This is a genomic window from Rhizobium leucaenae USDA 9039, from assembly GCF_000426285.1.
GTDB lineage: Bacteria > Pseudomonadota > Alphaproteobacteria > Rhizobiales > Rhizobiaceae > Rhizobium > Rhizobium leucaenae.
On sequence record NZ_AUFB01000002.1, the window covers coordinates 126106 to 138547 of the forward strand.

The following is a 12442-nucleotide window of genomic DNA, read 5'->3' on the forward strand; positions in this document are numbered from 1 at the left end:
CAGAAACAACCATGCGTGAAGACATTCGGACAAGAATCGGCATGGCCGCCCTTGATGCTTTATGTAGTGCACAATAAATGGAACGCGAAGGAAAGGCCAAATCATGTCTTCAGAAATCGATTCCGCCACTCTGCTTTCCCGCGCCAGCCAATTGATCGACCTTGCCCGGAAAGCCGGCGCGGATGCGGCCGACGCCGTCGTCGTGCGCTCGCGTGCGCAATCCGTCAGCGTCCGTCTCGGCAAGGTCGAGGGCACCGAATCCTCCGAAAGCGACGATTTTTCGCTGAGGGTGTTTGTCGGCAACCGCGTAGCCAACGTCTCGGCCAATCCTGGCTTCGACCTTCAGGCGCTGGCCGAACGCGCAGTCGCGATGGCAAGGGTTTCCCCGGAAGATCCGTTCGCCTGCCTGGCTGATGAGGCCGATCTGGCCAAAACCTATCCCGATCTCGAACTCTTCGATCCGACCGAGGTTTCGTCGGTTCAACTGCGCGAGGCAGCCCTCGCGATGGAAGAGGCCGCACTCGCCGTTCCCGGCGTGAGTAATTCCTCGGGCGCGGGCGCATCCGCCGGCATGGGTGGGATGGTGCTTGCGACGTCACATGGTTTTGCCGGTCACTATATGGGCTCGCGCTTCAGCCGTTCAATCAGCGTTATTGCCGGTGAAGGCACCGGCATGGAGCGCGATTACGATTTCGACAGCCGCCTCTATTTCGCCGAGTTAGACGCAGCCGAGGAAATCGGCCGCCGTGCCGGCGAACGGGTAGTCAAGCGTGTCAATCCGCGCCAGGTTTCGACCGGCAAGGATGTGACTGTTGTTTTCGATCCGCGCGTGGCGCGCGGCTTCGTCGGTCACATCGCCGGGGCGATCAACGGCGCATCCGTCGCGCGCAAGACCAGTTTCCTGCGTGACAAGATGGGCCAGCAGGTGCTGAAGGCGGGCCTGTCGATCACCGATGATCCCTTGATCGTGCGCGGCCCGGCCTCGCGTCCCTTCGACGGCGAAGGCGTTTCGGGCAAGCGTCTGGTGATGATCGAGGACGGCGTGCTGAAACATTGGTTCCTGTCCACGTCGACGGCGCGTGAGATCGGCGGTCTCAAGACCAATGGCCGCGGATCGCGCGGCGGCACGGCCGTTTCGCCGTCCTCCACCAATCTGGCGCTGGAGCCGGGCGATATTTCGCCCGAAGAGCTGATCCGCAATGTCGGCAACGGCTTCTACGTCACCGAGCTGATCGGCCAGGGCGTCAATATGATCACCGGCGAATACAGCCGCGGAGCCACCGGCTTCTGGATCGAGAACGGCGAACTGACGTTCCCGGTGTCGGAGGTGACGATCGCCTCCAACCTCAAGGACATGTTCATGCGCGTGACGCCGGCAAACGACATCGACCGCGATTTCGGCGTCGCGGCTCCGACACTCGCCATCGAAGGCATGACGCTGGCTGGGCGCTGAGACGGAGATTGGAATTTTCGGAATGAGCGATAAAGACGCAGTCGGCCAATTGAACGATCTTGATCTGATCGTTGAAGCGGCACGCCAGGCGGGTAACATCGCTCTCAGCTTTTTCCGCCAATCGCCGGAGGTCTGGTGGAAGAACGAGGGTCGTTCCCCTGTCAGCGCCGCCGATTTCGCCGCCAACGAAAAGCTCGCCGCCATCCTGCGTCCCGCACGGCCCGATTATGGCTGGCTTTCGGAAGAGACCGACGACGATGCCGAGCGGCTTTCGCATGAGACGCTCTTCGTCGTCGATCCAATCGACGGCACGCGCGGGTTCCTGTCCGGACTTGAGCTATGGTGCGTCAGCGTCGCGGTGGTGACCGACGGGCGCCCGACGGCGGGCGTACTTTACGCGCCGGCGCTGGATGAACTGTTCGTTGCAACGGCTGACGGCCCGGCACTGAAGAATGGCGAACCGATCGCCGTTTCCGAAAGGCTAGAGCATGATATCCACAGACTTGCCGCCGGTGAGGACATGTTGAACGGCTTCGATCCGGATTTCCGCAAGACGATCGAACGGGCAAAGCACGTGCCGTCTCTCGCCTATCGTCTCGCCATGGTTGCCGACGGTCGGCTGGAAGGGACGATCGTCAAACGCAATTCCCATGACTGGGATGTCGCGGCCGCCGATCTCATTTTGGAGCGGGCAGGCGGGGCGCTGGTGGATCTCTCAGGCCATCCGCTCAACTACAATCGTGCGGATGTCTCCCATGGCGAACTCTGCGGCGCGTCGGCGGCACGGCTGCCGGTGTTCCTGCGCGAGCTTTCCCACAGACGAAACGGTTGACCTTTTGGTCAAAATCCCTCAGAGGAAGTGTAGAGGGGGACGACAGCAGAAAGAGACGAAAATGACTGATACCAGCGGCAAAAAGCAGCTCTTGCACCTCGTATTCGGCGGGGAGTTGGAAAATCTCGAGGAAGTGCAGTTCCGCAATCTGAACGAACTCGACATTGTGGGCATGTATCCCGACTATGCGAGTGCGCTGACCGCCTGGAAGTCGAAGGCGCAGCAGACCGTCGACAATGCCCACATGCGTTATTTCATCGTCCATCTGCATCGTTTGCTCGATCCGCAGGACAAGGCTTCCTCCTAAGGTCGCATTTTGCCCATTTGATATTTGATATTCCCGTCCGGACGGGCGTTGTCGTTTAATCCGGCTATGGCGCAGTATTTTTGACGCAATCAGAACGAAAAATCGGCCGGACTTTCGGCCGTGGAATAATTGGGATTTGGCATCGATGACGATCAGCTTGGATCGGAGGCAATCGAGATGAGCAGCCTTAGGGCGCGCCTCGCTTTGGGTGCCTACCGCTTTGGCGGGATTGCAGTCTATCCCCTCGTCGGGACTTACCTTACCGTCCGCGCCGCCAAGGGCAAGGAAGACCGTTCCCGTCGGCTGGAGCGTTTCGGCTATGCCAGCGCCAATCGTCCGCAGGGACCGCTCGTCTGGTTTCATGCCGCAAGCGTCGGCGAGACCTCGGCGGTCATTCCGCTGATCCGCGAAATCCGCCGCCGCGACATTCACGTCATTCTGACGACGGGAACCATCACCTCGGCCAAGGTGACGCAGGAGCGCCTTGGCGATGAGGTCATCCACCAATATGTGCCGCTCGACCTGCAGCCGGCCGTCAGCCGCTTCCTGGAATATTGGCAGCCCGATTGCACCATCATCGCCGAATCCGAGATCTGGCCGATGACCATCATGGAACTCGGCCGCCGGCGCATACCGCAGATCCTCGTCAATGCCCGCCTGTCGGATCGCTCCTTTGCCCGCTGGAGCCGGCATCCTGCGCTCTCGGAAGCACTGTTCGAAAACCTGGCGCTGGTCATCGCGCAATCCGATCTCGATGCGGAGCGCTATCGCGATCTCAATGCGCGGCAGGTGATCAAGTCCGGCAATCTCAAGGTGGATACCGATGCGCCGCCCCATGACGCGCCGACCCTGGCCAGCTACAAGAAGCAGATCGGCACCCGTAAGACTTGGGCTGCCGTCTCCACCTTCGAGGGCGAGGAGAGTGCCGCCGCCATCGTCCACAAGACGCTGAAAGAGCATAACAGCCAATTGACCATCATCGTGCCGCGCCATCCCGAACGCTGCGACGCGATCGAAGCGATGCTGACCGAGCAGGGACTGAAAGTGGCGCGCCGCACCCGCAATGATGTGCTGTCGCCCGATGTCGATGTCTTCCTCGGCGACACGATCGGCGAAATGGGTCTCTATCTGCGCATGACCGAAATCGCCTTCATGGGCAAGTCGCTGCACAATGAGGGCGGACAAAACCCGCTGGAACCGGCCATGCTCGGCTGCGCCATCCTGACGGGCGGTCACGTCCAGAATTTCCGCGACGCCTATCAACTGCTCGCCCGTCGCGGCAGTGCCCGCATGGTGCGCGACACCGAGATGCTGGCGAGGGGCGTGCATTACTTGCTGACCAACGATGCGGCTCGGCGCGGCATGATCGATGCCGGCTACATCGCCGTGCACGAGATGCGCGGGGCGCTGGCGGCGACCATCAAGGGATTGGAACCCTACATCAATCCGCTGACGGTGAAGGCGCGGTTGCTGCCCAAGACGATGGCGCGGGGATAAGGGACTTTATATGACATCGGTGAAACTGGGCGCAATCGCAGGCATTCTTTTCGACAAGGACGGCACGCTGCTCGACTATGACGCGAGCTGGCTACCGGTCAATCGCGAACTTGCCAGCATCGCGGCACAGGGTAACGCTGTCCTTGCCGATCATTTGCTTCTGGCCTGCGGCATGGACCCGGTCACCGGCCATATCGTGCCCGACAGCCTGCTCGCGGCCGGCAATACCCGCCAGATTTCCGAGGGCCTTATCGCCGCAGGCTCCATGATGGACGTGCTGGAGCTGACGGAAAGGCTCGATACGCTATTTTCCCATGCTGCCGATTTCTCCGCACCAGTCACCGATCTCGCTGGCTTCTTCCGCCGCCTGCACGAGCGCGGTTACAGGCTGGGCGTTGCCTCGAGCGACAACGAGCGCTCCATCCGCCAGACAGCGCGCCGCTTCGGCTTTCTCGATTATCTCGACTATATCGCCGGTTATGACAGCGGTTTCGGAACCAAGCCGGAGCCGGGCATGATGCTCGGTTTCTGCGCGGCGACGGGCCTTTCTCCCGCGCAAATCGCCGTTGTCGGCGACAACAATCACGATCTGCATATGGGGCACAATGCCGGTGCAGGCCTGACGGTCGGCGTGCTGACCGGCACCGGATCACGCGAATCGCTTGCCGCCGCCGATTATTGCCTGAATGACATTACCGAGCTGGAAAGCCTGCTGCCTGTCGCTCAACCGGTATGAGCAACGCAAAGGCTTGCTTTTTCGTCCAATCTGCCCTTTCTTGCCGCCTTGCTGAGATGTACGGGCAAAAGCGGCGCGAGGCGGGATTAGATTATGGTATCGGAAGCACCGCCTTTCTGGTGGCGGAAACCGGATTGGCGCGCTTGGGGCCTTTCGCCCTTTTCCTTTTTGTACGGTCGCATTGCCGGCCATCGCATGACGCATGGTCGCCGTGCTTCCGTTCCGGTACCGGTCATCTGCGTCGGCAATTTCACGGTCGGCGGCGCCGGCAAGACGCCGACGGCGTTGACGATTGCGCGTGTAGCCAAGACGAGGGGATTGACGCCCGGCTTCCTCAGCCGCGGCTATGGCGGTTCGCTGGACGTCACGACCGTCGTCGATCCGCATCACCATCACGCCACTGCGGTTGGTGACGAGCCTTTGCTGCTTGCCCGTGAGGCATTGACGGTGATCTCACGTCGCCGTTTAGAGGGGGCGGAGCGGCTGGTGCGCGAGGGCGCCGATCTCATTATCATGGATGATGGCTTCCAGAGCGCGCAACTTGCCATCGACTATGCATTGGTCGTCATCGATGCCACGAGAGGCATCGGCAATGGCCATCTCGTTCCCGGCGGACCGGTGCGGGCGCCGCTGCGCACGCAATTGCGTCATGCCTCGGCGCTGCTGAAAGTCGGCCAAGGCCACGCCGCCGATCGGCTCGTGCGCATGGCGGCGAGAGCCGGAAAACCGTTCTTCGCGGCATCGGTCAGGGTGCGCGGCCAGGAGGATCTGCACGGGCGCAACGTCCTCGCCTTCGCCGGCATTGCCGATCCCACTAAATTCTTTCGCACGGTCGAGTCGTTGGGGGCCAGCATTGCCGTCAGCCGTACCTTCGGCGATCACGAACATCTCGGCGAAGACGACATAGCCGACATTCTCGATATCGCCGCTCGCGATGGCCTGGAGATCGTCACCACTTCCAAGGATTATGTCCGCCTGATCGGCCATCACGGCCGGGCCGACGAGCTATTATCGGCGTGCCGCGTCATCGAGATCGACATGGTCTTCGATGATCACCGCGCAGCGGCCCTGATTATCGACCGCGCGATCGCGGCCGCCCGCGAGCGACGGTTACGGGAAAAGCAGAAAGCAAAATAGGGATGCAGCAATCAGCGCTTCTGGTTCGGAAGCGCGCCGGCGCGTTTTTCGGCTTCCAGCGAAGACATCACGTCGGCATAGGGTTCCTGCCGGGCGACGCTCCAGTATCGCAGCTCATCGAGCGCGATGTGCTTGCCGGTCATGGCGCAGACGACATAGGAGCCGGGCATGAGGATTTGGAAGTCGCCATCCAGATAGCGAATCTTCGCCTCGCGGTTTCCATGTCCCTCGAAAAGATTCATCTGATGCCGTCCCCGATCTCTGTCATCTGCCTGCCATACCCTGGCAAGCCTGACTTTTCCAGTTCTTTCGACCGTGTCTGTTCTTAGCTCCGTCCGAACAGCCGTTCGATGTCCGAGAGCTTCAGTTCTATATAGGTCGGCCGGCCGTGATTGCACTGGCCCGAGCCGGGCGTTGCCTCCATTTGACGCAACAGCGCGTTCATTTCCTCCGGTCGCAGTCTCCGGCCGGAGCGCACCGAGCCATGGCAGGCCATGGTGGCGGCGACATATTCCAGCTTCGCGGCAAGACCCGAGGCGGTCTCCCACTCGGCAATCTCATCCGCCAATTGCCGGATCAACCCCTGAGCATCCACTTCGCCAAGCATCGCCGGCGTCTCACGCACCGCAATGGCTCCTGGACCGAAACGCTCGATGGCAAGGCCGAGTTTGCCGAGTTCGTCGGCAAACACCATGAGCCGATCACAATCCTCCTCCGGCAGGTCGACGATTTCCGGGATCAGCAAGACCTGCGAGGACAATTGCTTCGAATGCAGCGCCTTGCGCATTTCTTCGAACACCAGCCGCTCATGCGCGGCGTGCTGATCGACGATGACGAGGCCGTCGTCGGTCTGGGCGACGATATAGTTTTCATGCAATTGGGCGCGAGCGGCACCCAGGGGGAATCGAGCCGGCTCCTCGGAGCGTACAGGTTCGACAACCGGAGCCGTTTCGGCGCGGGCTGTCGGCGTGGCGAGGCCATCGAAGGCGAACTGAGGCCGTTCGCCGAATCCATATCCGTTCGTGCCCGAGGACTGATAGGGCCGCGATGGGGAAGCCTCTGACGTCCATGGTGCTGATGGTGCCGATGGCCGCCAGGCAGGTTGAAAGCTTGAACGGCCGGGACCGAAGGCGCGAAGCATGCCGTCGGCGCCCGTCGTCGCGGCGCGATCGCCTTCTCGCGCCAGAGCTTCGCGGATGGCGCCGACGATCAGGCCGCGCACCAGGCCCGGATCGCGGAAGCGGACGTCGGACTTCGCCGGATGCACGTTGACGTCGACGAGGGCAGGGTCGAGCCTGATGGAAAGAACGGCAACGGGATAGCGCCCGGAAGGGATTGTCTCGGCATAGGCGCCGCGGATCGCCGACAGGATCAGCTTGTCCTGCACCGGCCTGCCGTTGACGAAGGCATATTGATGCGCCGAGTTGCCGCGATTGAAGGTCGGCACGCCGATGAAGCCGGCCAAGCCCACATCCTCGCGCATGGCGTCGAGTTCGATGGCATTGTCCTTGAATTCGTGCCCGAGCACCTGCGCCATGCGGGCCAGGTGATCGTCGCCGGTGGCCGGAAATTCCAGCGTCGAGCGGTCGCTGCCGGAGAGCACGAAACGTACCCGCGGAAAGGCGATCGCCATGCGTTTGACGACTTCGCTGATCGCCGCAGCCTCGGCCTTCTCCGTCTTCAGGAATTTCAAACGCGCCGGCGTGGCGAAGAACAGATCGCGCACCTCGACGATCGTGCCGGGATTGGCCGCAGCGGGGCGCAGGTGCAGCACCCTGCCGCCGGCGACAGCAATTTCGGCGCCGCCATCGCTGCCGGGCTTGCGGCTGGCGATCGACAGCTTCGCCACCGAGCCGATCGAGGGCAGGGCCTCGCCGCGGAAGCCGAGGGTGCGGATGTCTTCCAGCGTGTCGGATATCTTCGAGGTGCAGTGCCGCCTGACGGCCAGTTCCAGATCCGCCTGTTCCATGCCGGCGCCGTTGTCGCCGACCCTCAGCAGGGCCTTGCCGCCGCCGGCCGTCGCGATCTCGATGCGCGTGGCGCCGGCATCCAGGGCGTTTTCAATCAGTTCCTTGGCAGCACTTGCCGGCCGCTCGATGACTTCGCCGGCGGCGATCTGGTTGATCAGGGTTTCGGAGAGTTGCTTGATGGCCATATCCGCATTTTCGTGGATTCGCGGCGAGGTGGAAAGAGAAAACGCCGCCTGTCTTTCGTCATCCACCCGATTCAGCAGGAGCTTTGTTTAGAAATTTAATCAAAGCTTAAGGGAATGATGACAGGTTGCATTCATAAAACTTGAAATGATTGCAGGTGGCGCGCTCACGCACGTTTCGGCTTTTGGCGGCAGGTTGGCGGCCGCCATTTACAGCAGCCGGCTTCCGCCTGTTTCAAGTGTTCAGGCCAGCATGATATTTCCATAAATTTACCTCGGGAGCCGTCATCGCTGCCAAACCTGGCGTACCGCGGTACCGGATAGATGTAGGAATCGGACGAATGACTGCCGAGATTGACAAGGCAGCTTTTGCAGCAATGGCCGAAGATATGCCGTCTGACGGCAATCTGCAGGCGGCGTTGTTCGATGCCGTCTGCGATGGGCTCTCCAGTGCCTTTCTTATCTATGACAAGAACGATCTGCTCCTGTTCGCCAGCCGCCAAGTCCTGAATTTCTTCCCGATCCCGCCGCAATTCCTGCAACCATCGACGAGGCTGCGCGACTTTCTGGGTGCTGTGTTCGACAGCGGCGTCCGCCATCATGATGCTCGCGCGAGATCGGCAGTCACGCGCGACGATTGGATTTCGCAGCGCATCGCCTCGCATTGGCGCGAGCGCTTTGAAACGACGGAGCATTTCGGCGCGGATCGTTGGGTCCGCTTCGTCAAGCGCCGGTTGCCCTCCGGTCTCGGCGTCTGCATCCTCTCGGATATTTCGGAGGTGAAGAAACGGGAGGAGCAATGGCGTCTCGACATGGAGCGCGTGCAGCTCACCGAGGACATTCTCGACAATCTGTCGTTTCCGCTCTTCGTCAAGGACCGCAACATGGTCTATGTCGCGGTCAATAAGGCGTTCTGCGACAAATACCAGACCTCCGCGGATGAGGTGCTGGGCCGCAAGGGCGTCGATCTCTTCTCCACGGATATCGCCAACCGCTTCGAGGAGAGCGACCGGCATGTCCTGGAGACAGGCGAAATGTCGATCTCGCGCCAGCGGCAAATCGCGCGCGACGGTATCGAGCGCGATGTGGTCACTAGGAAACAGCGTATCGGCAAGCCCGGCCGCTATTTCCTAGTCGCCACCATGCAGGACCTGCCGAAAGACGGTGCGGATTTCGACGAATTTGCTCTTGCTTCGGAGATCAAAGAAAACAGCGACCGGTCCTACCGACGTGCCTATGTACCGATGGCAGCGCTTCAGACCGCCTCGCGTCGCCCTCCGGCCATGGAAACTTTTGTTCCCGAGAATTTTTCAGGTCGGAAGATTCTCGTGGTCACAGCCGATCTTGCTGCCGAATCGGCGGCGTTGAAAATGCTCGCCAAATATGGCTTCGAGGCGTGTTCGGTCCATAATGAAAACGAGGAGGCGGCGTTTCTGGATGTCGCAAGCTCTCTCGGCATCAAAATCGATCTCGTCATCGTCGACAACCAGCTTGGCAACCGCGGTCTGGAATTGGCCGAGCGGCAGAATGTGCCGGCTCTGTCGCTGGATGGCTCGCAGCTCGCCACCGAACTCACCTTCCTGATCGCACGGCATTTCAACCGCAATATCCGCGGCAAGCCGGGCGATTCCATCGAGGGCAGCGTGGATGATTGGCAGATCGCGACCGGCGGTGAGGATAGCGGCTTTCAGATCCTCGTTGCCGAAGATAACGATATCAATCAGATTGTCTTTTCACAGATCCTGGAAGGTCTCGGTTATCGCTACATCATCGCCACCAGCGGCGACGAGGCGGTGCGGCTGTGGAGCGAACACCGCCCGCAACTGATCCTGATGGATATTTCCCTGCCGGGCCTCAACGGTTTCGAAGCCGCAAGACTGATCCGCCGCACCGAAAAAGGGGGCGGTTCGCACACGCCCATCATCGGTGTGCTTACTCAGGCTTTCGAGCGGGACCGCAACGAATGTATCGATGCCGGCATGGATGATATCATCATGAAGCCCGTGAGCCCGGATATTCTTGAGACCGTGTTTCAGAAATACATGCGGGCCAGCCGCAAAGCTCAAGTCCAATAGGGCTCATAGTTTTTAATGTCTAATGAATAGATTTTCCTCGCATGGAATGACTGCCGTCCCGCCATCCTTTGTTAAGACTTCGCCGTCATTCTCTTTCGCGGGTGGAGGAGAGTGTCGGGACTGAATATGAAATCGGCTGAAATTTCGCTTGCGCCAGTCAGTCAAAATGAATTGCAGGCGATGGCTTATACCGATCCGCTGACCGGCTTGGGAAACCGCTATCGCATGCGCGACCGCGCGCGCGTGCTTTCCGTCGAGCGCGCGAGTGATCCTGCACCCTTCACCATCGGCATCGCCAATCTCGATTCCTTCAAGCCGATCAACGACCTCTTCGGTGTCGAAGCCGGCGACGAAATTCTCTGCCAGGTCGCGCATCGCCTGAAAGCCTGCATTCCCGACGGCGCCACCGTCACCCGCCACGACGGTGACGAATTTGCCTTCGTACTGCCGCTGGTCTTTGAACGTGTCGGCGCGGAAAAGTTCGGGCAGATGATCCGTGAGGTGCTGTCGGCGCCCTATGATCTTGGCGATCGCAACGTCCGTCTTTCCGCCTCCTTCGGTTTCGCCATCTATCCCTTTGCCGGCGAGGAGTTCGAAGATCTGCTGAAAAGCGCCGAAACGGCGCTTTATCGATCCAAGCGGCGCGGCCGCGGCCAGATCACCGTCTATTCCAAGGAGATCGCCCAGGAGATGAAGCGCGCGACGCAGCTTGAACAGGCGCTTCGCAATGCCATCATTTCCAATGCCATCGACGTGCATTTCCAGCCGATCGTCTCGCTTGCCAACAATCTGATCGTCGGTTTTGAGGCGCTGGCCCGCTGGAACGACGCCGATCTCGGCTTTGTTTCGCCTGCCGTCTTCGTCCCGCTTGCCGAAGAGCGCGGCTTTATCGATGCTCTTTCCGAGACCCTGCTGCGCAAGGCGGCGGAGGCAGCACTCTCCTGGCCGCGCGAGCTCTTCCTCTCCTTCAATCTGTCATCGGCACAATTGATGGATCCCGGCACGAGCAGCAGCATTCTCGCCATTCTCGGCCGCGTCGGCCTCGATCCGCACCGCCTGGAACTGGAAATCACCGAGACCGCAGTCATGAGCTCGGCCGACACGGCACATCGCATCATTGCCGATCTCAGGGCAGCCGGCGTGCGCATTTCATTGGATGATTTCGGCACGGGCCAATCGAGCCTCGGGCGCCTGCGCGATTTCATTTTCGACAAGGTGAAAATCGATCGCGCCTTCGTTTCACGCATCAATTCCGATCGCGCCTCCGAACATATCATCAAGGCGATCCTTGCAATGTGCGAAGGGCTTGACCTGCAAGTGGTTGCCGAGGGCATCGAGGACCATGCGGAAGCAGCGGCGCTTCGGTCGCTCGGCTGCGCGATGGGGCAGGGCTATTACTACGGCAAACCCGCCGACAGCGTCGCGACGCTGCGATATCTCCACGAAAACCACTACGAACTCGGCGGCGAGCGCGAAAACGCCTGAACGCGAGGTCGCGACAGATGCAAAAACGGCGGCCTACAAAGACCGCCGTTTTCAATGTTGCGATGACCTTCGTTATTTGTTTGTCGTCGACGAGGTCGTCGTGGTGTCGGTTCCAGGCACCGCGGCTGTTGCCGGGGTCTTTGCAGCCTTTTCGGAAGCCTGCATGGAAAGCGTCTTGAACTCCGGTGCAGCCTTCAGCGACTCAGCCGTTTCGGTGGTCGTCAGCTTCATGCTGCCGTCCTGGGCGTTCTGGGTAGCGGTGATCTTGTCGAAGGGAACAGCGACATTCTTCTGGCCGAGGCCCAAGAAGCCGCCGACGCCGACGATCGCGGCAACGATACCGCCCTGCTTCTGCAGGATAAGGTCGTCGATGCTACCGATGCTTTTGTTCTGACCATTATAGACCGACTGGCCTATATAGGTCTTGGCGCTCATCTGGTCTGCCGACTGCTCGGTCAGATAGCCCGCACCCTGCGCCGTGGTTGTTGTCGGCGCCGGAGCCGGAGCCTTGGCATCATTTTGCATCTTTGCAGTCGGCTTGGTGGTGTCCGGCGTTGCCGGGGCGGTTTTTGTCATCGGCGCAGTATTATTGTCGGTTGACGGCTGCTGCTGCGCCAAAGCCATCGGGGAAAGAACCGATGCTGTAGCAAAGATTGCGCCAGCAGCGGCGGAAGTGAACAATTTGCCGGTCATCGTGAACCTACCTTTCATTCTGATGGGCTTGTTCACCAGCTCGGGCGGGGCCACTCCTTTGGCTGACCATCACCG

General features: G+C 60.6%; 11 protein-coding genes. 8 read left to right on the forward strand and 3 right to left on the reverse strand.

The window, feature by feature from the left end; genetic code table 11:
• The first annotated feature begins 103 nt into the window (after nucleotides 1–103).
• The 6 genes from K290_RS0103300 (at nucleotide 104) to lpxK (ending at nucleotide 5962) form a co-directional block, all read left to right on the forward strand.
• Entirely contained in the window at nucleotides 104–1453 is a 1350-nt protein-coding gene (locus K290_RS0103300) for a TldD/PmbA family protein (protein ID WP_028750548.1), read from the forward strand.
• A 22-nt stretch (nucleotides 1454–1475) separates the two neighbouring features.
• On the forward strand, nucleotides 1476–2285 hold the full coding sequence (locus K290_RS0103305) for a 3'(2'),5'-bisphosphate nucleotidase CysQ (protein ID WP_028750549.1): 810 nt from the start codon (nucleotides 1476–1478) through the stop codon (nucleotides 2283–2285).
• Between the two features lie 61 nt (nucleotides 2286–2346).
• Nucleotides 2347–2592, forward strand: a complete 246-nt coding sequence (locus K290_RS0103310) for a DUF4170 domain-containing protein (protein WP_028750550.1) — start codon at nucleotides 2347–2349, stop codon at nucleotides 2590–2592.
• Nucleotides 2593–2769: 177 nt separating this feature from the next.
• Nucleotides 2770–4089, forward strand: a complete 1320-nt coding sequence (waaA, locus tag K290_RS0103315; RefSeq protein ID WP_028750551.1) for a lipid IV(A) 3-deoxy-D-manno-octulosonic acid transferase — start codon at nucleotides 2770–2772, stop codon at nucleotides 4087–4089.
• Nucleotides 4090–4099: 10 nt separating this feature from the next.
• Complete coding sequence (locus tag K290_RS0103320; protein ID WP_028750552.1) at nucleotides 4100–4825, forward strand: HAD family hydrolase; 726 nt, start codon at nucleotides 4100–4102, stop codon at nucleotides 4823–4825.
• Between the two features lie 93 nt (nucleotides 4826–4918).
• Nucleotides 4919–5962, forward strand: coding sequence for a tetraacyldisaccharide 4'-kinase (gene lpxK, locus K290_RS0103325; protein WP_028750553.1), 1044 nt, complete (start codon nucleotides 4919–4921; stop codon nucleotides 5960–5962).
• A gap of 11 nt (nucleotides 5963–5973) precedes the next feature.
• Here the strand turns inward: lpxK and K290_RS0103330 are convergent, their stop codons facing one another.
• Nucleotides 5974–6204 carry a DUF2093 domain-containing protein gene (locus K290_RS0103330; RefSeq protein WP_028750554.1) on the reverse strand — a complete coding sequence of 77 codons (231 nt, stop codon included), beginning with the start codon at nucleotides 6202–6204 and terminating at the stop codon, nucleotides 5974–5976.
• Nucleotides 6205–6287: 83 nt separating this feature from the next.
• The gene (mutL, locus tag K290_RS0103335) at nucleotides 6288–8117 is read right to left on the reverse strand and encodes a DNA mismatch repair endonuclease MutL (RefSeq protein ID WP_028750555.1); all 1830 of its coding nucleotides are present in this window, start codon (nucleotides 8115–8117) and stop codon (nucleotides 6288–6290) included.
• Between the two features lie 338 nt (nucleotides 8118–8455).
• Here mutL and K290_RS0103340 point away from each other — a divergent pair, with 338 nt between their 5' ends.
• Together K290_RS0103340 and K290_RS0103345 are read left to right on the forward strand one after the other, a co-directional pair.
• A complete protein-coding gene (locus tag K290_RS0103340) occupies nucleotides 8456–10189 on the forward strand; it encodes a response regulator (RefSeq protein WP_028750556.1) in 1734 nt (577 codons plus the stop codon).
• Between the two features lie 126 nt (nucleotides 10190–10315).
• Nucleotides 10316–11674: a putative bifunctional diguanylate cyclase/phosphodiesterase gene (locus K290_RS0103345; RefSeq protein WP_028750557.1), complete on the forward strand. Its 1359-nt coding sequence runs from the start codon at nucleotides 10316–10318 to the stop codon at nucleotides 11672–11674.
• Nucleotides 11675–11746: 72 nt separating this feature from the next.
• On the opposite strand, the gene K290_RS0103350 is transcribed toward K290_RS0103345, so the two are convergent.
• Nucleotides 11747–12367 carry a PRC-barrel domain-containing protein gene (locus tag K290_RS0103350; RefSeq protein WP_028750558.1) on the reverse strand — a complete coding sequence of 207 codons (621 nt, stop codon included), beginning with the start codon at nucleotides 12365–12367 and terminating at the stop codon, nucleotides 11747–11749.
• Nucleotides 12368–12442: the final 75 nt, after the last annotated feature.